Annotated in this window: 24 protein-coding genes; 13 read left to right on the top strand and 11 right to left on the bottom strand. The window is 70.1% G+C overall.

Features of this window, described 5'->3' with window-relative positions; translation table 11 throughout:
* Positions 1-102: 102 nt before the first annotated feature.
* Positions 103-1248, top strand: coding sequence for a S8 family serine peptidase (locus tag BLW84_RS10510; RefSeq protein ID WP_093264248.1), 1146 nt, complete (start codon positions 103-105; stop codon positions 1246-1248).
* 411 nt (positions 1249-1659) lie between these two features.
* Here the strand turns inward: BLW84_RS10510 and BLW84_RS10505 are convergent, their stop codons facing one another.
* Positions 1660-2583 (bottom strand): DMT family transporter, encoded by a 924-nt coding sequence (locus tag BLW84_RS10505; RefSeq protein ID WP_093264245.1) that lies wholly within the window; start codon positions 2581-2583, stop codon positions 1660-1662.
* Positions 2584-2801: 218 nt separating this feature from the next.
* Between BLW84_RS10505 and BLW84_RS10500 the strand changes: the two genes are divergently transcribed.
* The 3 genes from BLW84_RS10500 (at position 2802) to BLW84_RS10490 (ending at position 4811) form a co-directional block, all read left to right on the top strand.
* Positions 2802-3419 (top strand): superoxide dismutase family protein, encoded by a 618-nt coding sequence (locus tag BLW84_RS10500; RefSeq protein ID WP_177226392.1) that lies wholly within the window; start codon positions 2802-2804, stop codon positions 3417-3419.
* A gap of 100 nt (positions 3420-3519) precedes the next feature.
* Positions 3520-4128: a TetR/AcrR family transcriptional regulator gene (locus tag BLW84_RS10495; protein WP_093264242.1), complete on the top strand. Its 609-nt coding sequence runs from the start codon at positions 3520-3522 to the stop codon at positions 4126-4128.
* Positions 4125-4811: a YqeB family protein gene (locus BLW84_RS10490; protein ID WP_218157269.1), complete on the top strand. Its 687-nt coding sequence runs from the start codon at positions 4125-4127 to the stop codon at positions 4809-4811. Before BLW84_RS10495 ends, BLW84_RS10490 begins: the two co-directional genes overlap by 4 nt.
* Positions 4812-4817: 6 nt before the next feature.
* Here BLW84_RS10490 and BLW84_RS10485 read toward each other — a convergent pair whose 3' ends face one another.
* The 3 genes from BLW84_RS10485 to BLW84_RS10475 all read right to left on the bottom strand — a co-directional run bounded on the left by BLW84_RS10485 (position 4818) and on the right by BLW84_RS10475 (position 7209).
* The gene (locus BLW84_RS10485) at positions 4818-5897 is read right to left on the bottom strand and encodes a WXG100-like domain-containing protein (RefSeq protein ID WP_093264239.1); all 1080 of its coding nucleotides are present in this window, start codon (positions 5895-5897) and stop codon (positions 4818-4820) included.
* A gap of 8 nt (positions 5898-5905) precedes the next feature.
* Positions 5906-6220, bottom strand: coding sequence for a hypothetical protein (locus tag BLW84_RS10480; protein ID WP_143060911.1), 315 nt, complete (start codon positions 6218-6220; stop codon positions 5906-5908).
* Between the two features lie 95 nt (positions 6221-6315).
* Entirely contained in the window at positions 6316-7209 is an 894-nt protein-coding gene (locus BLW84_RS10475) for a hypothetical protein (protein WP_093264233.1), read from the bottom strand.
* Between the two features lie 165 nt (positions 7210-7374).
* On the opposite strand from BLW84_RS10475, the gene dusB reads away from it, so the two are divergent.
* The 7 genes from dusB to BLW84_RS10440 all read left to right on the top strand — a co-directional run bounded on the left by dusB (position 7375) and on the right by BLW84_RS10440 (position 15563).
* Entirely contained in the window at positions 7375-8514 is a 1140-nt protein-coding gene (dusB, locus tag BLW84_RS10470) for a tRNA dihydrouridine synthase DusB (RefSeq protein ID WP_093264230.1), read from the top strand.
* 78 nt (positions 8515-8592) lie between these two features.
* Positions 8593-8991 carry a hypothetical protein gene (locus tag BLW84_RS10465; protein WP_245761055.1) on the top strand — a complete coding sequence of 133 codons (399 nt, stop codon included), beginning with the start codon at positions 8593-8595 and terminating at the stop codon, positions 8989-8991.
* 295 nt (positions 8992-9286) lie between these two features.
* On the top strand, positions 9287-10159 hold the full coding sequence (locus BLW84_RS10460; protein WP_093264228.1) for a GGDEF domain-containing protein: 873 nt from the start codon (positions 9287-9289) through the stop codon (positions 10157-10159).
* A 254-nt stretch (positions 10160-10413) separates the two neighbouring features.
* On the top strand, positions 10414-13068 hold the full coding sequence (locus BLW84_RS10455; protein ID WP_245761054.1) for an LCP family protein: 2655 nt from the start codon (positions 10414-10416) through the stop codon (positions 13066-13068).
* A 99-nt stretch (positions 13069-13167) separates the two neighbouring features.
* Positions 13168-13815, top strand: coding sequence for a phosphate signaling complex protein PhoU (phoU, locus tag BLW84_RS10450; RefSeq protein ID WP_093264225.1), 648 nt, complete (start codon positions 13168-13170; stop codon positions 13813-13815).
* 133 nt (positions 13816-13948) lie between these two features.
* On the top strand, positions 13949-14806 hold the full coding sequence (locus BLW84_RS10445) for a helix-turn-helix domain-containing protein (RefSeq protein ID WP_245761053.1): 858 nt from the start codon (positions 13949-13951) through the stop codon (positions 14804-14806).
* Between the two features lie 199 nt (positions 14807-15005).
* Positions 15006-15563, top strand: a complete 558-nt coding sequence (locus BLW84_RS10440; protein WP_177226391.1) for a Uma2 family endonuclease — start codon at positions 15006-15008, stop codon at positions 15561-15563.
* Between the two features lie 147 nt (positions 15564-15710).
* Here BLW84_RS10440 and BLW84_RS10435 read toward each other — a convergent pair whose 3' ends face one another.
* Complete coding sequence (locus BLW84_RS10435) at positions 15711-16508, bottom strand: helix-turn-helix domain-containing protein (RefSeq protein WP_093264221.1); 798 nt, start codon at positions 16506-16508, stop codon at positions 15711-15713.
* Between the two features lie 106 nt (positions 16509-16614).
* Between BLW84_RS10435 and BLW84_RS10430 the strand changes: the two genes are divergently transcribed.
* Positions 16615-16971 (top strand): nuclear transport factor 2 family protein, encoded by a 357-nt coding sequence (locus BLW84_RS10430; RefSeq protein WP_093264363.1) that lies wholly within the window; start codon positions 16615-16617, stop codon positions 16969-16971.
* A 315-nt stretch (positions 16972-17286) separates the two neighbouring features.
* Here the strand turns inward: BLW84_RS10430 and BLW84_RS10425 are convergent, their stop codons facing one another.
* Positions 17287-18180 carry a TIGR03564 family F420-dependent LLM class oxidoreductase gene (locus BLW84_RS10425; RefSeq protein WP_093264219.1) on the bottom strand — a complete coding sequence of 298 codons (894 nt, stop codon included), beginning with the start codon at positions 18178-18180 and terminating at the stop codon, positions 17287-17289.
* Between the two features lies 1 nt (position 18181).
* On the bottom strand, positions 18182-19066 hold the full coding sequence (locus BLW84_RS10420; protein WP_177226390.1) for a zinc-binding dehydrogenase: 885 nt from the start codon (positions 19064-19066) through the stop codon (positions 18182-18184).
* Positions 19067-19153: 87 nt separating this feature from the next.
* Between BLW84_RS10420 and BLW84_RS10415 the strand changes: the two genes are divergently transcribed.
* Positions 19154-19741, top strand: coding sequence for a TetR/AcrR family transcriptional regulator (locus BLW84_RS10415; RefSeq protein WP_177226389.1), 588 nt, complete (start codon positions 19154-19156; stop codon positions 19739-19741).
* A gap of 359 nt (positions 19742-20100) precedes the next feature.
* Here BLW84_RS10415 and pstB read toward each other — a convergent pair whose 3' ends face one another.
* From pstB to pstS, 4 genes are all read right to left on the bottom strand, one after another.
* The gene (gene pstB / locus BLW84_RS10410; protein ID WP_093264216.1) at positions 20101-20877 is read right to left on the bottom strand and encodes a phosphate ABC transporter ATP-binding protein PstB; all 777 of its coding nucleotides are present in this window, start codon (positions 20875-20877) and stop codon (positions 20101-20103) included.
* A gap of 10 nt (positions 20878-20887) precedes the next feature.
* On the bottom strand, positions 20888-21802 hold the full coding sequence (gene pstA, locus BLW84_RS10405) for a phosphate ABC transporter permease PstA (protein WP_093264213.1): 915 nt from the start codon (positions 21800-21802) through the stop codon (positions 20888-20890).
* Positions 21799-22854, bottom strand: coding sequence for a phosphate ABC transporter permease subunit PstC (gene pstC / locus BLW84_RS10400; protein ID WP_093264210.1), 1056 nt, complete (start codon positions 22852-22854; stop codon positions 21799-21801). The genes pstA and pstC overlap by 4 nt, the downstream gene beginning before the upstream one ends.
* A gap of 70 nt (positions 22855-22924) precedes the next feature.
* Positions 22925-24040, bottom strand: coding sequence for a phosphate ABC transporter substrate-binding protein PstS (gene pstS, locus BLW84_RS10395; RefSeq protein WP_093264207.1), 1116 nt, complete (start codon positions 24038-24040; stop codon positions 22925-22927).
* Between the last annotated feature and the right edge of the window lie 161 nt (positions 24041-24201).

Here is a 24201-nt window from a genome sequence, read left to right as displayed (position 1 = left end):
CCCCAGTGCTGAAGAGAGCGGCCCGTTCACTCACCGCTCGCTTCGGGGCGATCCCCTTTTCGGGACGTGTCGCCCTCGGGCTCCAGGGCTTAGCTTCGGGGCGTGCGAACTTGTGCCAAGTGGGCGGCCGTTTTCGGGGTCATCTCGGTGCTTTCCGCGCCGGCGGCGAGCGCCGCGCCGGACCTGCCACCGATCACCCCGGTCCTGTCGAGCTACCAGGGCTGCCGCACTGCGTCCACAGTGGACACCAACGACATCCCGTGGGCGCAGGCGATGCTCCGCCCCGACCGCGCCTGGCAGCACGCGAACGGCGCGGGCGTGACGGTCGCGGTCGTCGACACCGGCGTGGACGCGACGTCCCCGGCCCTTGCCGGGCGCGTCGCCAACGCCGGGGAGGACTGCGTCGGCCACGGCACCTTCGTCGCGGGCCTGATCGCCGCCACACCCCGCCAGGACGGCGGATTCACCGGCATCGCACCCGGCGCGCGCATCGTGGCCGTCCGCGCCACCGACCATGCGGGCAACGCCACGGCGGACGTCGTGGCCAACGGCATCCGCTCGGCCGTCGCGGGTGGTGCCCGGGTCGTCCAGGTCTCGGCCGCGGTCACCGAAGGAAACGGCGCCCTCGCCGCCGCCGTCCGGGACGCCACGGCGGCCGGAGCGGTCGTCATCGCACCCGCTTCGACCGGCGACCCGGACAAGGCGGTCCCGTCGTTCCCGGGCGCATATCCCGAGGCCATCGCGGTCTCGGCGATCGCCCCGAACGGCGCCCCGGTCCGCACCTCGGCGCCCCAGATCAAGGTCGACCTCGCGGCCCCGGGCGCGATGATGACGGGCATCGGCCCGCGCGGCAACGGCCTGTTCGTCTCGGGCGGCGACGCGGTGGCGGCCGCGCAGGTCTCGGGCACGGCAGCACTCGTCCTGTCGTACCGCCCGGCGCTGTCCCCGCAGGAGATCGTCCGCCGGCTGCGCGACACCGCCTACCCGCCGCCGGGCAACGCCCCGGACCCGCTGCTCGGCAGCGGTGTCATCGACCCGGAGGCGGCGCTGACGGCGGAATTCCCCGCCGCAGGAGGAAAGCCGCCCATCGCCCCGGCAGCGGTCCACATGCCACCGCCAGTGGACACGACGCCAGAGGTGACGGCGGCAGTGGTGGCAACGGCGGCGGCGGTCGTGATCGCGGCGGTGACGATAGCGGCGGTGATCATCCCCCGAGGCCGCAAGCGAGGCTGGCGCCCAGCCCCCTGAACCGGCCAGGTGTCCACAGTCCGCTGGGCACCCAGGCCGGCTATCACGACGGCTCAAGAACTCGCGCCGACGGCGGTTTCGCGCGAAACCGCCATCCCCACGCCTGCCAGATGCCGGTTTCGCGCGAAACCGCCATCCCCACGCCTGCCAGATGCCGGTTTCGCGCGAAACCAGCGCACCCCACGCCCACCGGGCGACGGTTTCGCGCGAAACCAGCGCACCCCACGCCCACCGGGCGACGGTTTCGCGCGAAACCGGCGTTCCTCACTCTCGCGAGATGGCGATTTCTCGCGAAATCGCCGCCGCTCACCGCGTGGCCAAGCGGTTCGCCACTCCAAGGGACGCGCCACCACGGGAAAACGTCGTGCAACAGCAAGACGACCGCCGGAACGCCGAGCCGCCCGGCTGTGGTCAGACTCGCGTCGTCTCCGGGACGATGACGAGCTTCGTGCTGCTGACCCGCTCGTGCCAGCCGAGCGCTGCCACCATCGCCACCACGATCACGAACCCGGCCCACTGAGTCGCGCTCAGCTCCGCCCCCAGCACGAAGACGCCGACGATCGCCGCCGTCGCCGGGAACGACAGCTCGGCGAGCGTCGCCCGCGCCGCGGGCGTGGTGCTCAAACCGATGTAGTAGAGCCAAAGCGCGAGCAGCCCGGGGATCAGCGCCAACAGCACCAGCCCGAACGCGTTGTGCCAGCCCACCGCCACCGGCGCCCCGCTGGAGAGCAAGATCACCGACGCCGCGGGCAGCCCGATGGCGAACCGCAGCGTCGTGACGTCGCGCGCGGGAACGCTGCGGCTGACGAACCGCCCCAGCACCGTCCCGGCCGCCCACAGCACCGCGGCGCCCAGCGCCAGCAGCGCGGGCACCACCTGCGAAACCTCGATGTGCAGCGGATTCTTGAACGCCAGCAACCAGGCCCCGATCAGGGCCGGGATCGCGAAGGCGAAGTAGCGCCCGCGCAGCTTCTCGCGCAGCAGTGCGAACGAGGCGACGGCCGCGAAGATCGGCTGCAGCTTCTGCAGGACCAGCGGCGTCACCGGATCGCCGTACTTGAAAGCGGTGGTGAACAGCGCGGTCGCGAGCGCGGACGAGCCGACCCCGACGACGATGATCGCAACGCGTTCCCGCCAGCCGCAGGCCCGGAGCGCCCGCAACGCGCGCGGCAGGAACGGCGCCAGCAGCACCACGATGATCACGTGCTCCCAGAACACCACACTCGCCGACGGCAGGCTCGTCGCGAGCGGCTGCCGCCACAGGGCATCGGTGCCCCACATCGCGGTGGCCAACGCCACCAGCCAGGTCCGATCCGCACCCCGCGATAACCCCATGCCCACAATCTATGATCTTGCCCCGCCCGCGCGGCCGGCCGCTCGCCATCTGGGACGCGATCCGCGGCTTTCGTACCCCTGTTCACGCGACAGGACACGGGCCGCCTGCAGTCATACGCTCGATCCGGGCCACCGCTGGACGCCGGTTTTCGACGCGTCGGCGATCACGGGCAGAATCGGCGTCGATTCAGACAGTAGCGACAAAGGACGGATACCTCATGCTTCACCAGAGCGCTCGCCTGACCGGTTCGGTCCTCGCCTTGTGCACGGCGACCGTGCTGGTCGCCGGTTGCGGTGGCGGCGAGGCCCCACCGCCGCCCGGGCAGCCCGCCACGCAGGAGCACGGCCAGCACCAGGCGGCCAAGCAGACGTCGGCGACCTTCGAGCCCTACAAGGAAGGCGCCACCGCGATCACCTACAACCCGGAGCAGGTTCCGCCCGGTTCCCGCGTCAACCTGACCTCGGAGCGCACCAACGGCCAGACCAAGATCACGGTGAACGCCGAGGGCCTGCAGCCGAACCGCGACTACGGCGCCCACGTGCACACCAAGCCCTGCGGCCCCACCGGCGACGACGCGGGCCCGCACTTCCAGGAGAAGGCCGACCCGGTGAAGCCGTCGGTCGACCCGGCCTACGCGAACCCGCAGAACGAGGTGTGGCTGGACTTCCACACCGACGCCCAGGGCAACGCCACGGCCACCGCAGAGGGCAACTGGTCGTTCGACAGCCGGCAGGACGCGAAGTCCTTCGTGATCCACGAGATGCACACCCACATGGAGCCCGGCAAGGCCGGCACGGCGGGCGGCCGCCTGGCCTGCACCAACGCCACGTTCTGACGCACTAGCGCAGGGCGCCTCCGGCCACTCGGCCCGGAGGCGCCCTACTTTCGCGCCAGTTCTTTAACTGACCAATCAGTTAATTTGCTAGCCTGGTGGCATGGCTCGAACAGTCGATCCGGCGCGCTCCGCGGCGCGACGCAAGGCGATCACGCAGGCGGCCGCGACGTTGTTCGCGGAGCGGGGCTTCGAGAACACGTCCGCGGCGGAGATCGCGAAGGCCGCGGGCGTCAGCTCGGGGAGCGTCTTCTACTACTTCGCCGACAAGCGCGCCGTGTTCCGCTCGATCTTCGAACAGGACCTGCCCACGTCCCGCGAGCTGGTGCGGCGGTGCACCGCCGGCGAGGACCCGGTGGCGTCGATCCTGACGATGGTGGACGAGCTGTCGGTCGAGGCGATGGATCCGATCGCCCCGGGCCTCCTCGTCGAAATCCTGCGGCAGGCCGGCAAGGACCCGGAGTTGATGCAGGTCATCGGCCAGAACGCGGCGATCCTGCGCGCCGGGTTCGCGGAACTCGTGGAGCGCGGCATCCGCACCGGGGCCATCGATCCGGCGCTGGATCCGCACGAGACGGCGGAGGCGATCGAGGTCGTCATCGACGGCGCCTTCGTCAACGCCGACCCCGGCCGCGACCCGCGGCCCATGCTGCGCCGGATCGTCTCGAAGTTGCTCTCCCACCCGTGCGAACCCGCTGGAGAACCCGCATGACCACCACCGAAACGTCCGTGACCCTCCGCATACCCAACGTCGTGCTGTGGCTGCTGGGCATCGGCTGCGGCGCGGCGGGCTTCGGCCTGGGATTCCTCGTCAAGCCGGTCGTGGAGTGGATCCTCGACGCCGTGGGCGACGCGCCCGGCCCGCTGCGGCTGGCCGCCGCCCTGCCGACCGTCTGGGCGGTACCCGTCCTCACCCTCGCCGGCCTCCTGATCGGTGTCTGGCTGGCGAGCATGGCGCAGAAGGAAGCCCTGGTGCTGACGGTCAACGCCGCGTGCGTAGGCCTGCGGCAGGACGGGGCCGACCGCCACATCCCGCGCGACGCGATCGGCTCGGTGTTCCTGGACGGCAAGGAACTGGTGTTCCTCGACGCGCAGACCAAGCAGCTCGCCCGCCACAAGGCCTCCGACCTCTCCAAGACCGCCGTGCGCACCACCTTCGAACGCTTCGGCTACCCGTGGGCGGGCATGACCGATCCGCACGAGCAGGAGTTCCGGCGCTGGACGGACGGGCAGCCGGGCCTCGACGAGCACGCCAACGGGCTGCTGCGCGCCCGCGCCAGGGCGCTGACCGACAAGCAGGCGGGCGCGGCGGCGGACCTGGCCGACCAGCTCCAGGCGGCGGGTGTGGTGCTCCGCGACCGCGACGACGCCCAGCAGTACCGCCAGATCCGCTGATCAGGGTCACATCGGGCGGATCACGCCGGACCGGACCAGGTCGTCGTAGTTCGCGATGATCTCCTGCTGCACGATTTCGGGCGTGAGCGCGTCCGGACCGTACTTCTCGTGCAGGTCCATGCCGAACTGCACGGCGGCCTGGTCCGCCGGGTCGGTGTGCCCCTGGGTGCCGTAGTCGGCGACGTCGGCGCCGGTGTGCAGGTCGTCCGCGCTGAATCCTGCCTCCCTGCCGACGTAGCCGTAGTGGATGTTCGACCACATGTCGTACCGGATTTCCCCGGACGTTCCAGGAATCGGGGTCGCCGTGTTGTCCTCGACCGTCATGTCGAGGATCCACGACTTGTGGTCCCATTCCCCTCCGGGCTTGACCAGTTCGAACCACTCCGCGTAGGCACCAGAACGGTTGAGCTTCTCGGACAGGTCGTCCGATTCGAATATGTCCAGGAAGTTCTCCGGCGGGTCGCGCACGTCGTCCAGCACGTCCAGGAAACCGGCCAACCGGTTCTTCTCGATCAGTTCCCGCGTCCTGGGATCCTTGGAGTTGTTGACCATTTCGCCGGTCATGAAGTTCAGGACGTCGCGGAACTCGGCGAATGCGTCTCCGGGTCTAAACTGGGCGGCCACACCGGAATCGAGGTACTCCGCCGACTTCGCGGCATCGTCCATGATGCGCACCACCTCGGCGGCCACGCCGTGAACGACGAGCGGCCGCTTCGAAGCCCACGCGTACAACGCGCTGTTGCGGAGGACGCGTGCGGCAATATCGCGTTTCGCCGCTCCTACGATGTCCGCGAACAAGGCGGCGTGGTTGCTCTTCTGCTCGCAGCTCAGCCGAACCGTCTCCGTCACGTCCACGATGTCCTCGACCTGCCCGGCGAACAGCGTCCCCGCCGGGTCCGGCCACGCTTCGCCGAATTCACCGGACCGGACCGGAATCGTGGTGAAGTCCGTGGCGGCGTCGTGCCAGGCGCGGGACAGCTCGTACATGTCGTCCTCGTTGGTCTCCGGCCACCACCAGGCCGTGTAACCCGTCGCTTTCACCGCATCCCGGAGTCCGTTGGGATCGGCGGGTTCTGGAATGGGCACGCGCCCTCCTATCGAGGAAAGCAGCCGGTGGCGTCCTGCTGGGCGAGGAAGTAGAGCGCCACCGCGTCCGTGCCGTTCTGCTCCTGCGTCAGCCACCGCCCCGGCAACGGATCTGCCAGCGCGAGAACGGATTCCCGGGCCGGGCCGTATTCGCACCGGAACGCACTCCCCAGCAGATCGCGGCCGATGCGCGACTCGCTCGCCTCGATCGCCGCCCGGTGCCGGTTCCACCCGGTCTGCATGTCCTCGCCAACCGCGGTGAGCACCCGGGACAGGTGCTCGAAGTCCTCGGGCTTCATGTGGATGCAGTTGGGGTCCGCCATGTTTGAAGCCTGGCCCGCCGGAAGCCCCGCCGCGCCAACCTGACCGCTTCCGGCCAACGCCCGCACCGCCGCGCCGCGAACTGCCCGACCGCGCCCTATTCCACGTCCAGGTGGCGGCGCAAGACGTCGTAGGTCGGGGCGAGCGCGCGCAGGACCGCAGCAGCTGCGCGGTCGTCGCCGGTGACCAGCGGGTGCTGGAGCGCACCGACCAGCCGCGCCTGCTCGGTGAGGACGACCGCCGCCCCGGTGCGACCGACCCGGTGCAAGCACGTCGCGGCGTCCGCCAGCCGCCGCGCGCCAACGCGGATCACGAAGTGGACGAGCTGATCGCGCAGATCGTCCTCGCAGCCGGATTCGAGCAGCTCTGCCAGGGCGAGCGCGGCGGTGCCGCTGTCCGGCTCGGCGCGCAGCCAGTGGGCCGCGCGGTCGAGCGATGCGCGGATGGCGTCGTCCGGATCGACCTGCGCGATCCGGTGGAAGTTCGCGCGCAAGGTGAACGGCTTGCCGTAATCGATGGTGTCGGCTCGCCACGCCGCGACGAAGTCGCCCACCGGCAGGCGTGCGTACGGGTACCCCTGCGGGTCGTGCAGCAGCACGTGCTCGTCGTCGATGCCGAGTGCCACGAGGTAGTGGTCCGCGCCGATGGGCCCGGTCTTGCCCGGCTGGTACCGCAGATGCCCCATCTCGACGGGGCCGACCACGACCGGACCGTTCACCAAGCACGCCGAGAGGCGATCCAGCGCGGCGTCGACGCCGCCTCCGCTGGTGGACTCCGCGGCCCAGCCGAGGGCTGCCATCGCGTCGTCCACGCCGATCTCGGGGTTCCAGCCGGGCGGATCGAAGAACGGCAGCGACCCGTCGACCAGCTGCATTCCGAACGGGCTCCCGGTCGCCGTCTCCACGACACCGACGTCCGGCGCGTCCGGACCGAACATCATGACGAGGGAGTTCGAGTAGCAGTACGGCCCCGAGCCGAGATAGGTGATCATCCGCTCAAGATGGCCTTTTTCAGGCGAAAACACCACTGGCGCGACAGGCCCGGAGCGCGCTCCCCCCTCCGCCGACCGGCTGGTCCACGGTGGGCGATGGCCCCAGCGCGGCCGCCGAAGTCGCGGGGGCTGAAGGTCGTTTCGGGCGTCGGCGACAATGGTGGGATGACCGCGACGCTGAGCAAGCCCGCCCTCAAGATCGGCCCCTACGAGGTCGATCCGCCGGTCGTGCTCGCGCCGATGGCCGGCATCACCAACGTCGCCTTCCGGCGGCTCTGCCGGGAGTACGGCGCCGGGCTCTACGTTTGCGAGATGATCACCAGCCGCGCGCTGGTCGAACGGCATCCGAAGACCCTCGAAATGATCACCTTCGACGCGGACGAGCACCCCCGCTCCATGCAGCTCTACGGCGTCGACCCGGTGACCATGGGCAAGGCCGTGCAGATGATCGTCGACGAGAACCTCGCCGACCACGTCGACATGAACTTCGGTTGCCCCGTCCCGAAGGTCACCCGCAAGGGCGGCGGCTCCGCCCTGCCGTACAAGCGGCGGCTGTTCGCCGAGATCGTCTCGGCCGCGGTCCGCGCGGCCGAACCGGCGGGCGTCCCGGTGACGGTGAAGTTCCGCATCGGCATCGACGACGACCACATCACCTACCTCGACGCGGGCCGCCTCGCCGAGGAGAACGGCGCCGCGGCCGTCGCGCTGCACGGCCGCACCGCGGCCCAGCGCTACTCCGGCACCGCCGACTGGACCGCCATCGCGCGGCTCAAGGAGCACGTCAAGACGATCCCGGTGCTGGGCAACGGCGACATCTTCAGCGCCGACGACGCGCTCCGGATGATGGCCGAGACGGGCTGCGACGGCGTGGTGGTCGGCCGCGGCTGCCTCGGCCGCCCGTGGCTGTTCCGCGACCTGCAGGCCGCGTTCGCCGGCCGGCCGATCCCGCCGGGGCCGAAGCTGGGCGAGGTCGCCGCCGTGCTCCGGCGGCACGCCGAGTTGCTCGCCGACCACATGGGCGAGGAGAAGGGCCTGCGCGACCTGCGCAAGCACATGGCCCAGTACCTGCGCGGCTTCCCCGTCGGCTCCGATCTGCGCCACCAGTTCGGCCTGGTGTCCAGCCTCGCCCAGCTCGACGACCTGCTCGCCGGGCTCGACCCTGACGTGCCGTTCCCGGCCGACGGCGAGGGCCCGCGCGGCCGCCAGGGTTCGGCGGGCAAGGTCGTGCTCCCGGAGGGCTGGCTGGACGACCCGGAGGACGCCACCGTGCCGGTCGGCGCGGAGATCGACAGCAGCGGCGGCTGAGTGACCGCGCAGCTCACCACGACCCGCGATTCCGTTGCGGCGCGCCGAATTCGCCACCGATCGGTTTTTCCCGTCGGCGTGTCGGCGCTGCTTTTCGCGGCCGGATGTGCCCAGCCGCCAACCGAATCCGAGTCGCTGCGACTGTCCGAGCAGTACTTCGCGGAGAGCAACTCCGCCGCGGCGGAAGGACCCCAATCGCAACAGGAGTTCTTCCGCCGCACGCAACATCCCGATTTCCAGGACCAGACCTGCGATCTCGGAACGATCACGGTCGAACTCGACCCGGCATTGTCGACGCTGCGGCCGGACCCGGGTTTCGCCCCGGACGGCGCCAAGCCGCGCGGCGAGATCTGGGTGGTCGGAGTCGAGGTCACCACCAGGTCGGCGGGCAGCACCACCGGCCACCAGATCGGTTCGCAACACCTCGTGCTGCTGGACGGCCGAATGCACGGATTCGCGCCTTGTCCAACCGGTTAATTGTTGCGCGCTCAAGCGCTGTAACGCTAAGGACGGGCGAAACCGATGAACTTGCAATGTGGTGACGAGAAACACACACTGGTCTGCTCGTCCGTGCGGGTGGGTCCGATCCGTTTTGCTTCCACCCGCACCCCTCGGCCCGGTACACATCCTAGGCAGCTGCAGAATCGTGCGGCGCTCGCCAATTCGGACCAGGCCAGGGTCAGCCGGTTGAGCAAATTAGGGCGGTGCGCGAGTCAGACCAGCTCAAGCAATCCGTCCCACCCGACGACACCACGGACGGGAGGTGAGTGCGATGACCGGGCTGCGCAACGGTTTCGCCGGGCCGGAGCCACTGCGTGACGACGAACCGCCCACCGCGCTGCCTCCCGGCCGACGCTCCCGGCAGGACCTGGCCAACGGGACCGGGATGGCCGAGCTGCACGAATCGATCGCGAGCCTGCTCGCGTCGCGCGGCCAGTGGCGGCAGGCGTACCACCACCTGCGGTCGGCGCTGGACCTGAAGTCCACCGCGGACGCACCGCGGGTGCCGGAGCAGCTGCGGCACGAGGTCAACCGGCTGCGCCGGGAGCACGCCGAGGCCCGCGAGCAGAGCCTGCGGGACAGCCTGACCGCCAGCTACAACCGCCGCTACCTGGACGAACGACTGGCCGACCTGCTGGCCGACCACGTCGGCACCGACCACGGGCTGGCCGTGGCGCTGGTCGACCTGGACTGGTTCAAGCAGGTCAACGACACCTACGGACACCTGCTCGGCGACCGGGTGCTGCAACGCGTCGTCGACCTCCTGCAGGAGGTGCTGCCGACCGGCGCGTTCTGCGCCCGCTACGGCGGCGAGGAGTTCGTCCTGGTGCTGCCGAACATCGAACCCGCGGCTGCCGTCGCGGTGTGCGAAACAGCACGTTCCCGGGTGGAGCGGTTCCCGTGGGCGCAGATGGCACCGGGGCTGCGGGTGACGGTCAGCGCCGGCGTGGCGCACGAGCACACCATGGCCGATTCCGCGCCGGTGTCCGCCGAACAACAGCTGCTCAGCGCGGACGCGCTGCTCTACGCCGCGAAGCAGTCGGGGCGCAACGCGGTCGCGTACCGGACCGGGGCCGAAGTCCGCTTGGCCGGGATTGCGGCCGGGCGGCGCGGCGCCGCGGCCCGCCGGATCGCCGATTACTGATGGCGATCACGCGAAAGCACAGGGTGTATTCGAGAAACGTTTACCCCGGTCAACCTGCCTAGCACAGTTGGCCGCATTCGACGAGGACCAGGGCATGATCGTGCACTGATTGTGAAGAAATTGTCGCCCACTATCGTCAATTCGGGCGATCGGCCGTACTATCTCGTAGGCGCCGACCGATACGCGTCGGGGGGTATCGAGCGCGTCGGCAGTAGTCGCAGACCGTTGGCTTTCGCAGGTGGGAGGGAAAACGCGTGCCGCAAGACCCCCGGCATGGCGAATTCGGGCACCGGCGTTCCCGCCCCGATGAGGACGTCGCCGAGAACGCCACCGCCGCTTCGACCGGTCGACGCAGGCGCGCACTGGGCGACGACGGCACGGGTGGCACCCGCGTCATCGACCTGCTCTCCAAGCACGGCAAGGCCCCCGGCAACGGTTCCAACCACCGGCGCGCCGCCGAGCCGGAGCCCCCGCAAGCACCCCAGGCACCCCAGGCACCGCAGCCGCCGCAGGCGTCGAAACCGCGCCGCGCCGCGCGACCGCCCCAGAACATCCCGCCGGGCCCGGCGGAGCAGTCGGACCCGCGCGGCTGGACCGCGCCGGAAGGCGCATCGCGCCGCTCCCGGCCCGCGCCGCCGCCGAACCCAGGCACCCCGCCCGCCACGCCGCCGCCCGGCTGGGCGCCGCCTGCGGCGGGCTCGCACGCCCCCCAGGCCCCGAACGGCGAACCCCGCCAGGGCCGCCGTCGTGCGCGCCCTGAGAGCCCCGCACGGCCCGCCGACGGCCCTTCGGACCGCGCCCGCCCGAACATCGGTGGTGCGGCCGCAGCGTTCGCAGGCGGAGCCGCCGCGCGCAACGGCGCCCCAGCCGACCTCCCGACGCGCAACGGCGCCCCAGCGGAGCCGCCTGCTGGACGCAACAGCGCTCCGATCGAGCCGCCTGCTGGACGCAACAGCGCTCCCGCAGAGCCGCCCGTCGGCCGCAACAGTGCGCCGCTCGAACGGCCGGGTCGCAACGGCGCCCCTGCAGAGCCCCCGGCCCGCGCTCCGGAACGGCCCATCGGCAACGGCGCTCCGATCGAGCTGCCCATGCGCGGCGGAGCCCCCGGTCAGCCGCCCGCCCGCAACGGCGCTCCCGCCGAGCCGCCCGGGGCCGAGCCGACCCGAATAACCCAGGCGCTGACCGGCGAGCCCGCGCCCGCCAAGCCGCCGCGCCGCGCGCCGCGCCCCGCCGCGGGCCGTCCGGTGCCGCCGCCGGTCGACGCGGACCTGGAAGCCACCACCCAGCACCCGGCCGTGCCCGCGGGCCCGCCGCAGGCCGAGAAGACCGCGATGGTCGCGCGCCCCAAGCGGGACGACAAGACCACCATCGCCAAGCCTGTGGCGCCGCCGACCTCGGACGCCGAGCAGACGGCGATCGTCGCGCCCGCCGAGCTCGGCGGCCTCGATGAGTTCGACGAGTTCGACGACCTGGACGACATCGACGACGCCGAGGACGCCGACGAGCCCGGCGAGACGGGCGAGGAGCGCAAGAACGACATCAAGGAGATCGACGCCACGCTGGCGCGGTTCTCCGCGGTCCACGACGAGATCGCCGCCGAAGAGGAAGCCCGGCGCAAGAAGTACTCCTGGCTGCTGGGCAAGCGCCGCGAGCCGGAGCTCGGCACCAACATCCCGTTCGACTTCGTCGAGGGACGCGACGGCCAGTCCCGGGTGGAGTGGAAGAAGAAGCAGCGCAAGCGCCGCACGAACCTGATCGTGATGGCGGTCGCGATGGCCGCGTCGCTGACCGTGTTCCTTACCCTCGGCATCGCCTGGGGCGCCACCACGCTCTGGGGCCCGCCGTCGGTCCAGGCGCTGGACCCGAACTCGGACTCCATCAAGGAGATCGCCAAGCAGACCGGCGACCAGAACTTCCTGCTGGTCGGCTCGGACACCCGGGCGGGCGCCACCGCCGAGGACGGCGTGGGCAGCGAGCAGGACGAGCCCGGGGCGCGCTCGGACACCACGATCATCGCCCACATCCCGGCCGACCGGAGCCGGGTCGTGCTGGTGTCGTTCCCGCGCGACCTCAAGGTCGACCGGCCCGCTTGCGAGCGCTGGGACTCGACCACCGGCAAGTACACCGGCGAGCAGGTTCCGGCGGACAAGGGCGTGCGGCTGAACTCGGCCTACGCCGTCGGCGGTCCACTGTGCACGACGAAGGTCATCCAGCAGATCTCCGGTCTGCGCGTGAACAGCTTCCTGGGCATCGACTTCCAGGGCTTCAAGTCCATGGTGGACGCGGTGCAGGGCGTCGAGATCTGCACCGAGAAGCCGATCATCGACACCACGCTCGGCACCGTGCTGCCCCAGGCCGGCCGGCAGACCCTCACCGGCGAGCAGGCGCTGAACTACGTGCGCGCCCGGCACGTCAAGGGCGACCCGACCTCGGACTACGGCCGGATGCAGCGCCAGCAGCTGTTCCTGTCGGCGCTGCTGCGCAAGACGATGTCCAGTCAGGTGCTGCTCGACCCGGGCAAGCTGAGCGACTTCGTCAAGGCGGTCAGCGCGAACACCTTCGGCGAGAACATCGGCGTCGACCGGCTGATGGACCTGGGCCAGCAGATGCAGGGCCTGGACGCCAGCCGCGTGACCTTCATCACCGTGCCCACGACCGGCTACGCCGACGAGCAGGGCATGGAGGTGCTGCGGGAGGGCGACACCAAGGCGCTGTTCCAGGCGATCCTCGACGACGCCCCGATCATGTCGGGCAGCGGCGGGCCCGCGGGCGTCAACGCCACGCCCAGCGGCGGAGGTGCCGCGGCGGCGAACGGCCTGTTCCAGCAGCAGCCCGCGGACCCGAACCAGCCGCCGGCCGTGCCGGACGGGCTGTCCACCGTGAACGCCGGAACGGACCTCTGCGGCTGAACCGCTCCGAGCCGCGATAACGGGTTCATCACGGCCCGTTCACCGCCGGTTCACCACAGGGCATTCTGTCCGATTCCGGCTGGAAGTACCCTGGTTGTCATGCGTGAGGTTTACCAGGAACAGCTCGGCGTGCTGGCCGATGAACTCGCTTCGATGTCGACGATGGTCGGCACCGCCATGGAGCGCGCCACGAAGGCTCTCCTGGAGGCCGACCTGGCGCTCGCCGAACAGGTGCTCGACGAGGACGTGCAGGTGGACGAGACGCGGGCGCGCGTCGAAGAGCACGCCTTCGGCCTGCTGGCGCTGCAGGCGCCGGTGGCAGGCGACCTGCGCACGGTCATCTCCGCCATCCACGCCGCCGAGGACCTGGAGCGGATGGGCGACCTGGCGCTGCACGTGGCGAAGGCCGCGCGCCGCCGTCACCCGAACGCCGTGCTGCCGAACGACGTGCAGCCGTACTTCGCCGAGATGGGCCGGATCGCCGTCAAGCTGGCCGGCCGGGTCCACACCGTGATCCGCACGCAGGACGTCGAGGCCGCGCGCGGACTCGAAGAGGACGACGACGAGATGGACGACCTCCACCGCCACCTCTTCACCGTGCTGATGAGCCCCGAGTGGTCGCACGGGGTGGCGGCCGCGGTGGACGTCACGCTGCTGGGCCGGTTCTACGAGCGCTTCGCCGACCACGCCGTCTCGGTGGCCCGCCGAGTGGTGTTCGTCGTGACCGGAAAGATGCCGACCAGCTGAGCCGTCGTCGCAGGTCAAGGACGGTTTGGCCGCGAAAGTATTAATACTCGGTCTCAGTACTCGATGTTGTGATCGTCCTGTGCGATGCTCGTTCGGGTGAGAAGGTTCCGAACAGCTTCCGGCGGGGTGTCCGGTGCGTAAGAGTCCTACCGTGCACCGTCGGCGGCTGGGCAGCGAGTTGCGGCGACTGCGCGAATCCGCAGGCCGCACGCACCGCGAAGTCGCCGCTCACCTGGACTGCTCCCAGGGCAAGATCAGCCAGATCGAGCTCGGCCGGGTGCCGGTGCGCACCTCCGACGTGCGGCTGATGGCCGAGTTCTACGGCGCCACGACCGACCAGCTCTCGACGCTGGTGGACCTCGCGCAGGACTCCAAGCAACGCGGCTGGTGGCAGCAGTACCCGAGCACCGCGCAGCGGCCCGGCCTGCAGACCTACCTCGGCCTGGAGACCTCGGCGAAGGCGGTCAGCTGCTACGGCTCGGATCCGCTGCCGGAGCTGCTGCAGACTGCCGAGTACAGCCGGGCTCTGCTGACCTCGGGCGCGCAGCCCTACGAGGCGGACGAGCTGCAGGAGCGGCTGACGGTGATCTCCACCCGGCAGCAGCGGCTGCTCGGGGAGAGCCCGCTGGAGCTGTGGGCGGTGCTCGACGAGGCGGCGCTGCGGCGCGCCGTCGGCAGCCCGGCGGTGATGCGCCAGCAGCTGGAGCACCTGGTGCTGCTGGGCTACCGGCGCAACGTCACGATCCAGGTGCTGCCGTTCCGCACCGGCGGGCATCCGCTGATGGGCGACCGGATCGCGGTGTTCTCCTTCCCGGACGACGCCGACCCGCAGGTCGTGCACCTGGGCGACTCGGCGAACTCCCGGTTCCTGGACAAGCCCGAGGACACGGCGGACTACCTCAAGTCCTTCGAGCACGTCTGCACCCGGGCCCTGAACCCGAAGGACTCCAGCGCCTTCATCTCGGCCATCGCCGACGAATCCCCGGCCTAGCGCAGTTTCGGTTTCCGCTGGTCAAATGCCATGTGCTAGACCACCCACCGCACGTTCGGACCGCTACCAGCACCAAAAGGCACAGTGCAGCCGCCAACACTCGGGCCGTTGCGTCGACGTCGCTTGCCGCAGCTGGGACGCTGGGTCAGTGCAGAACCTTGCAGGTTCTGCACCTGCCAGCCAGGAAAGGAGCCGAGCCGTGAGCCTCGCGCACGCCGTCCCCGCAGCGCTCGGGCCGCACACCGTGTCCGAGTGGCACGAGATGCCACAGCCCGGCAATGGGCGGCGGTTGGAGCTTCTGGCAGGCTGGTTGATCAGGTCTCCTGCCCCGACCCGCCGGCACCAGCGCATCGGCGATCTCGTGCGCACCGTTCTCGAGGACACTTTCCCCGAGAACCTGGTGGTCACCGCCGCCGCGGTCGACGTTTCCACGCCTCGGCGCGACGGGCTCATCCCGGACGTCATGCTCATGACCCACGACACCGACGACGACCCGGCACGAGCCGAAGACGTGCTCCTGGTCGTCGAAGTCTGGTCGGACGGCAATACCGCGCGGGAGCGGGTGGAAAAGCGCCACGCCTACGCAACCGCGGGCATTCCGTTCCTGTGGGAGATCACCTTCGACGCCACCACTGCCGAACTCGTCGGCCAACGCAACGACCACGGCCGATGGCTCGAACTCGACCGCCTCCCGCTCGGGCCTGACCCGATCGCGGTGACCGCCGCGCCGAAACCCCTCACGCTCGTGCTGACCTGAGCCGGCCCGGCACAGCGGCCGATGCCCGCGGAACGCCCCGGCTTCAGGCGGTCCGCACGGGCGCGCCAGGTGTCCATTGTGGTCTGTTCGGGACGAACACCTGTCCCGGTGCATCATCCGACTTGTCTGGTCGCGATTTCGGGGAAATCAGGTCAATCGCCTGGCGCGGAGGAAGTCCGCTGTGGACTGATCTGCCGGGAAGAAGGACTCGATCGCCAGCTCCGCGACCGTCACGTCCAGCGGGGTGCCGAAGACCGTCGTCATGCTGAGCAACGACAGCTCGTGGTCGCCGTGGCGGAGGCGCAGCGGCACCACGACGTCGCTCGCCCCGGGTAGCTCGACCTCCGGTTCCGGCTGATCGCACGGGTAATCGCGGAGCTCCGCGAGCAGCTCGGCCAGCGCCGGGTCCGCGGTCACCGCGGCCTGCCGGCGCAGCCGGCCGAGGACGTGGGCGCGCCATTCGCCGAGGTTGGCGATGTTCGGCGCCACGCCCTCGGGGTGCAGGCTCAGCCGGAGGACGTTCACCGGCGGTGCCAGCAGATCCGCGGCCGCGCCTTCGAGGAGCAGTGCGACGCTGGCGTTGCTCTCGACCAGTTGCCACGCCCGGTCGACGACCAGCGCCGGATAGGGCTCGTGCCCGGCGAGCACCTGGCGCAGCGCCGCTCGCACGGCCGCCAGCTCCGGCACGTCCAGGCCGCTCGCCGGGTAGGCCGGGGCGTAGCCGCCCGCCAGCAGCAGGCTGTTGCGCTCCCGCAGCGGCACGTCGAGCCGTTCGCTGAGCCGCAGGATCATCTCCTTGGTGGGCTTCGACCGGCCGGTCTCCACGAAGCTGAGGTGCCGCGTCGAGATGTCGGCGTCCAGCGAGAGCTGCAGCTGGCTCAGCCTCCGCCGCTCCCGCCATTCCCGGAGCAGCACACCCACCTGGCGCTGTTTCACCGTTGTCACACCACGACATTAGCCACCCGGGCCATTACCTCCCGGGTAATCGACGCGATGACTTCCGCGCCGCACAGTGGTGCTCATCGAACCGCAGAACGGAAGGGTTTACACCATGACCGAGCTCCTCGACCGCTACCTCGCCGCCTGGAACGAGCGGGACGCCGACAAGCGCCGCGCGCTGGTCGACGAACTCTGGGCCGACGGGGGCACCTACACCGACCCGCTGGCCGACGTGCGGGGCCGGGAGGCCGTCGATGCGACGATCGCGGCCGTGCAGGCCCAGTTCCCGGACTTCACGTTCCGCCCGGGCGAGCTCTTCGACGCCCACCACGACATCGCCCGCTTCACCTGGGAGCTCGGCCCGGCGGGCGGCGAGGCCGTGGTGGTCGGCTTCGACGTCGCGGTCCTCGACGAGAACGCCCGGATCCGGGCGGTGCACGGCTTCCTCGACAAGGTCCCGGCGATGTGATGCCCCGGTCGTGAGTGGCTGTGGCCGCTCCAGAGGCTGTTTGGGATGTCGTGGTGTTGAGGTGCGGTAGGGCGGGTTGTTGTCTTTGAAGCGGCGCAGCCGCTTAGCCCGCCCTCGCAGCTTGCACCGCCGCGGGTTCTCAGGGGTCTTCTCGCGAGGACAGCCCCGACGTGGTGAATTGGGCATTCATGATGTCGGGGATCCCACAGCGAGAAGGGCGCAGTAACTCCCGCAGGGGGGCCGCCACCCGCACCGCCACGCAGAGCAAGTTCGGGAACAGGCTCTCCGGCCACCACGGCCACTCACGACACCAGGTCAGGCGGCGCCGTTCAGCGCCGCCATGAGCCGCCGGGTTCGCCGCTGCTCCTCGTCGGTCCCGAAGGGCGCCGCGATGAGCTCGGTGGCTCCCGCCGCTGCATAGCGGCGCAGCGCACGCTCCACCGCCGCTTCGTCGCCGATGACGGCGACGTCCTCCGGACCCGCGAGGCCTTGGCGGTCCAGAACCGCCCGGTAGGCGGGCAGTTCGCCGGCGATCGCGAGTTGCGCGGCGAACCGTTCGCGAGCGTCGTCCACATCGGACACCACCGACACCGAGACCATCGCGACGACGCGCGGTTGTGCCGCAACCGCCCGGATCGTCGGCACGATGTGCTCGTCGAGCGCCCGCGGCCCGGCCCAGACCGTGATCGTGCCGTCCGCGAGCTCCCCCGCGATCCGCAGCATCGTCGGCCCCAGTGCCGACACCAGCAGCGACGGCGCCTCGGCTCCCGGGACCTCAACCTGCCCCGCCGCCCGCAGCGTCGCGCCGCGGAAGTCGACGGCTTCGCCGCGCAGCAGCGGCCGCAGCGCCGTCAGGTACTCCCGGACGTGCCGCGCGGGTTTGTCGTAGGAGTAGCCGAACTGGTCCTCGACGATCATCCGGTGGCTCGGCCCGATGCCGAGGTCGAGCCGGCCGCCGGTGATCGCCTGCACCGTGAGCGCCTGACCGGCGAGCATCAGCGGATGGCGTGGATAGGTGGGCACGATCGCGGTGCCGAGCCGGATGCCCGGCACCGCCGCCCCGATCGCGGCCAGCGAGGTCAGCACGTCCCACGAGGCGTGCTGCCCCAGCCAGAAGCTCCCGAAGCCGTCGGCCGCGGCGTCGCGAACCGCTTCCAGCAGGTCGCCGTGCGAGAGCTCCCGCTCGTCGACGCAAAGCCCGATCCGCACATCAGCCCCTCACGTCCAGCACGGCCTTGCCCGAGACCCGCCGCTGCAGCAGCGCTTCGGCGGCCTCGTCGAGGCGTTCCCACGAGCCTCGCCAGCCGACCTCCGGCGAGATCCGGCCCGCCGCCAGCAGTTCGGCCAATGTGGACAGATTGGCGGCGGGCGCGGTGACGTCGCCGAAGGTGTTGAGCGACTTCGACGGCCCGATCGAGAAGATCGAGTAGGGCTCGAAGACCGCCGGTTCGCCGGAGGTCCAGCCGATGTTCTGCACGCTCCCACCCGGCTTGAGCAGCTTCCAGGCGTCGACCAGCAGCCGCCCGCCGACGTTGTCCAGCACCAGGTCGACCGGCCGCACGCCGGCCAGGTCGGCCACCACTTCGTGCGCGCCCAGTTCCGCCAGGCCGTCCTGCCGGTTCGCCTGCGCGATGACGTGCGCGCCGCCGATCGCCGCGAGCTGCACGGCGAAGCGCCCGACGCCGCCGGAAGCCCCGGTGATCAGGACCCGCTTGCCGAGGATCGGCGCGGTCCGCAGCGTGCGCAGCGCGGTCAGGCCCGCCATCGGCAGCGCCGCCGCGTCGGCCAGGTCCACCGCCGCCGGGACCTCCGCCACCGCGTCGGCGTTCACCGCCATGCGCTCGGCCCAGGCGCCCGCGCCGAAGGCGATCACCCGCGCACCGACCGGCGGGCTGCCCTCGGCCGCCCGCACGACGACGCCCGCGGCGTCGTAGCCGTGGACGGTGCCCGGCGCGAGCCGCCCGGCGAAGGCGATTTCGCCGTGGTTGAGCGAGATGTGGTGGACGTCGAGCAGCACCGGCCCGTGGTCCGGCTCCGGGACCTCGTCGAGGCGCAACTTCGCGGGTGCCGCCGGGTCGGCGACGAGTGCACGCATGTTCCCTCCAAGCAGTAACCGGACCATCAGTCCGCTTAATCGACGGTAGCATAGGCGGACCGACGGTCCGGTTATTCAGGAGGGGATGTGCCGAAGCAGGAGCGAGCCGACGCGGCGCGCAACCGCCAGGCGGTGCTGGAAGCGGCCGAGCGGCTGCTGGCGGAGCGCGGCCACGTCTCGCTCGACGAGGTCGCGGCCGAGGCGGGGGTCGGCAAGGGCACGGTGTTCCGCCGCTTCGGCAACCGCGCGGGCCTGATCAGGGAAATCCTGGCGGAGCGCTCGCGGGCGCTGCGCGAGGCCGTGACCAGCGGGCCGCCGCCGCTGGGCCCGGGCGCGCCGTCCCGCGAGCGGCTGATGGCGTTCCTGGCGGAGCTGACCGGCATCGGCGAGCAGAACGCCTCGCTCCTGTCGGCGCACGAAGCGGCCTGCGCCGACCACAAGCACGAAGACCCCAGCTACCGGTTCTGGGCCCAGCACATCGCGGACCTGATCACGGCGGAGCGCCCGGACCTGGACGCGGACTTCCTGAGCCACGCGATCCTGGCGACCTTCGACGCCGACCTGATCCGCCACATGCGGACCCGCGGCCCGGGTGCCTTCACCAGCGCGGTCCAAGCCATGGTCACCGCGATCCTCGACGCACCCCGAAAGCAACAGGACCCCAGTTTCAATTGAAACCAGGGTCCTGCTTCGGGCACCCACACCAGTTTCAATTGAAACTGGGACACCCGGGCATGGTGCCCAGTTTCAATTGAGCGTTTTTCATCCTGGTCGGCCCGCAGTCGCGGGTCGCAAAGCTGCACGTCGATGGGGTGCCGCATGCGCCGCAGGCGCATAGCCCACCTACGACACTTGCACCGCCGCGGGTTCACGGTGCCCACCCCTTCGGGGTTCCCTCGGCGAGGACGGCCCTGACGCCGTGTATCGGACATACATAAGTCAGGGCACCCACAGACCAGGGAGCCTCTGAGGTTCCGCCACCCGCACCGCCACGCAAACTGAGGTTGGAAAACCTCAATTGAAACCGGAGACGATCAGCCGAAGCGGCCGGAGATGTAGTCCTCCGTCGCCTTCTGCGTCGGGTTGGAGAAGATCTTGCCCGTCTCGTCGATCTCCACAAGCTGGCCCGGCTCGCCGACCGCGCGCAGGTTGAAGAACGCCGTCTGGTCGCTCACCCGCGCCGCCTGCTGCATGTTGTGGGTGACGATGACGATCGTGTAGTCCTGCTTGAGCTGCGAGATCAGGTCCTCGATCGCCAGCGTCGAGATCGGGTCCAGCGCCGAGCACGGCTCGTCCATCAGCAGCACGTCCGGCCGCACCGCGATCGCGCGCGCGATGCACAGCCGCTGCTGCTGACCGCCGGAGAGGCCGCCGCCCGGCTTGTTCAGCCGGTCCTTGACCTCTTCCCACAGGTTCGCGCCGCGCAGCGCCCGCTCCGCGACCTCGTCGAGCTTCTTCTTGTTCTTCTCGCCCGCCAGCTTCAGGCCGGCCACCACGTTGTCCCGGATGGACATCGTCGGGAACGGGTTCGCCCGCTGGAAGACCATGCCGATGGTCTTGCGCACCTGCACCGGGTCCACGTCGCCGGCGTAGATGTCCTCGCCGTCGAGCATCACCTTGCCCTCGACCCGAGTGCCCGGGATGACCTCGTGCATCCGGTTCAGCGAGCGCAGCACGGTCGACTTGCCGCAACCGGACGGGCCGATGAACGCGGTGACGCTGCGGGCGGGCACCTGGAGGGTCACGTCCTGCACGGCGTGGAACTTGCCGTAGAAGAGGTTCAGGTCCTTGATGTCGAGACGCTTGGCCATGTTTCGGTCCCTACTTCGTCTTGATCGCGAGCAGCCTGGACAGCAGCGACGCGACAAGGTTGATCAGCATGATGACGAGCACGAGGGTCAGCGCGGCGCCCCACATCCGGTAGTCACCGGCCACCGTCCCGGTGCTGCGCTCCATGTAGATCACCAGCGGCAGCGACGCCATCTCACCTCCGAAGAGGTTGTAGCTGATCGAGCTCGAATAACCCACCAAGATCAGCAGCGGCGCGGTCTCGCCGAGCACGCGCGCGAGGCCGAGCATCACGCCGGTCAGGATGCCGGACAGCGCGGTCGGCAGCACGATGCGCAGGATCGTCTTCCACTTGGGCACGCCCAGCGCGTACGACGCCTCGCGCAGCTCGTCCGGCACGATCAGCAGCATCGTCTCGGTGACCCGCACGACCACCGGCAGCATCAGCAGCACCAGCGACAGGGCCACCGCGAAGCCGCTGCGGCTGAACCCGAAGGTGGTGATCCACAGCGCGTAGATGAACAGGCCCGCGACGATCGACGGCAGACCGCTGAGGATGTCGACCATGAAGGTCGCGATCCGCGCGAACCGGGACTGCCGGCCGTACTCGATCAGGTAGACGCCGACCATGATGCCCAGCGGCACCGAGATGATCGCGCACACCAGGCCCTGCAGCAGGGTGCCGATCAGGGCGTGGTTGATGCCGCCGCCGAAGTCGTTGGGCAGCAGCCCGTTGAACGAGTTCGTCCACCAGGTGGAGCTGAACAGCGGCTTGAGGCCCCGCTCCAGCAGCGTCCACAGCACCCACAGCAGCGGAACCACCGCGACCACGAAGGCCGCCCCGAACAGCGTGGTGGCGAGGTTGTTCTTGAACTTCCGCCCGAAGCTGATGCGCTGGAACGCCGGCGGGGTGGCGAGCTGCTCCACGTCAGCGGTGTCGGTCCTCATGCTTTCCCCTTACCGCTGGAGTTCTCGATCCAGCGGGCGAGCGCGTTGACCGCGAAGGTGATGACGAACAGCACCAAACCGGCCGAGATGTAGGCGCCGACCTGCAGGTTGTTGTTGAACTCCCCAGAGCCGAGCGCGATCTTGGAGGCGAAGGTGGCGCCGGCGTCGAAGATGCTGTAGTTCGGCGGCGCGGTGCTCATGCTCAGGATGATCGTCAGCGCGACGGTCTCGCCGAGCGCGCGCCCCAGACCGAGCATCGACCCCCCGATGAACCCGTTGCGGCCGAACGGGAACACCGTCGTGCGCACCACTTCCCACTGGGTGGCGCCGAGCGCCAGGGCGCCCTCGATGTGCATGTTCGGGGTCCGCGAGAAGACCTCGCGGCTCACCCCGGTGATGGTCGGCAGGATCATCACGGCAAGCACGATGCCGGCGGTGAAGACGTTCGCGCCGGAGTTGGTCGGCGCGTTGCCGTCGGCGAAGATCGGGATCCAGCCGAGGTTCTGGTTCAGCCACAGCGCGAAGGGCTTGAGCACCGGCCCCAGCACCAGGTAGCCCCACAGGCCGTAGATCACCGACGGCACCGCGGCGAGCAGGTCGACGATGTAGGCGAAGGGGCGGGCCAGGGCCCGCGGCGCGTACTGGGTCAGGAACAGCGCGATCCCGCAGGCGACCGGCATCGCGATGACCAGCGCGACCACCGAGCTGGCCACCGTGATCCAGGCCAGGTCGATGATGCCGAAGCTCATGTTGCTCGGGTTCGAGGTGTTCCACTCCCTGCTGAACAGGAAGTTCACGTGGTTGACCTGCAGCGCGGGAACGGCGCGGATCAGCAGGAAGATGCCGATCGCGGCGATGAGCGCGACCACGAACGCGCCGGAGGCGGTCGCAACCGTGGAGAACACCCGGTCGCCGATGCGGACCTTCTTGCCCGCGGTGGTTTCGGGAGCGGAAATGGGAGCCTCCGGTCCGGAACTGGGCGCCGAAGCGCCCCGCGGCGCACCGTTGTCGGTGTCCGCGGGGCGCTGATCGGCTCTAGTCGAGTCGGTCACTGCTGTTTGCAGCCTCTCACTTCGTCCGTTCGACCTTTGGTTCGCCCTGGGTATGTGCGACCCGGGTTACTCACGAGATCGCGTTGACCGCAGTCAGGACCTTGGTCTTGAAGGACTCCGGCAGCGGCACGTAGCCGGCCTTCTCCAGCTCGTCCGAGTTGGCGTTGGCCGCGACCGTCAGGAACGCCTTGACCGACTTCGCGGTCTCCGCGTCGTAGCCCTTGGAGCAGACGATCTCGTAGGTGTTCAGCACGATCGGGTAGACACCCGGGGCCTTGTTGCCGTAGATCGAGTCGAGGTTGACGCGCAGGTCGTTGCCCTCGCCCTTGATCTCGGCGTCCTCGATGGCCTTGCCGACGTTGGCGGTGGTCAGCTCGACCGGGCCGGCGCCGCTGTCGATCTTGGCGATGCCCAGGCCGAGGTTCTTCGGGAAGGACCACTCGACGTAGGTGATGCTGCCTTCGGTGGCCTTCACCGACTGGGCGACCTGGTCGCTGCCGTCGCGACCCTGGCCGACGCCGGGGCCGCCCTGGAACTGCTTGCCCTTGCCGGTCCAGGTGCCGCCGGTGGCGGTGGTCAGGTACTTCTGGAAGTTCTCGGTGGTGCCGGACTCGTCCGAGCGGAAGAACGGCACGACGTCCTTGGCGGGCAGCTGCGCGTTCGGGTTCAGCGCCTTGATCGCCGGGTCGTCCCACTTCTTGATCTGGCCCTGGTAGATCTTGGCGATCACGTCGGCGTTGAGGGTCAGGTCCGTGACGCCGGGCAGGTTGTAGGAGATGGCGACCGGGCCGAACACCATCGGCAGGTTCCAGGCCGGGTTGCCCTGGCAGCGCTCGGCGGCCTTGGCGACCTCGCCCTTCTCCTCGCTCAGCGGCGAGTCGGAGCCGCCGAAGTCGATCTGGCCGGCGGTGAAGGCGGCGACGCCCTTGCCGGAGCCCGACTTGGTGTAGTTGAGCTTCTGGCCGGCGCACTTCAGGCCGTAGTCACGAGCGAAGACGTCCATGGCGTTCTTCTGCGCGGAGGAGCCTTCACCGGAGACCGGCTTGGTGCCGCACTCGACCTGGAGGCCGTCCAGGGCCGGGTTGCCGCCACCCTGCGGGGTGTTCTGGTCCGACCCGCAGCCGGCGAGCACGAGCGCGCCCGCGGCGAGAACGGCGAACGCAGCGCTGTGCCGCTTGATCTTCACTTCGTTCCTCCAGTTGGAAACCCTGCGGTTGCGCGGCCGAGCAGGCGCAGGCCCGTGTTGCCGCTCGCCAGGGACGCTAGGGAGTCGGGGTGGACGGCCTTCGCCATCGAAGTGAACGGAAGGTGAACAAGGCACGCTAAGTAAGCAGGCCCACAGTCAAA

The organism is Saccharopolyspora shandongensis (genome assembly GCF_900106995.1).
Lineage (GTDB): Bacteria > Actinomycetota > Actinomycetes > Mycobacteriales > Pseudonocardiaceae > Saccharopolyspora > Saccharopolyspora shandongensis.
Note: the sequence above shows the minus strand (reverse complement) of the source record. Positions and strands in the feature narration are given on the sequence as shown.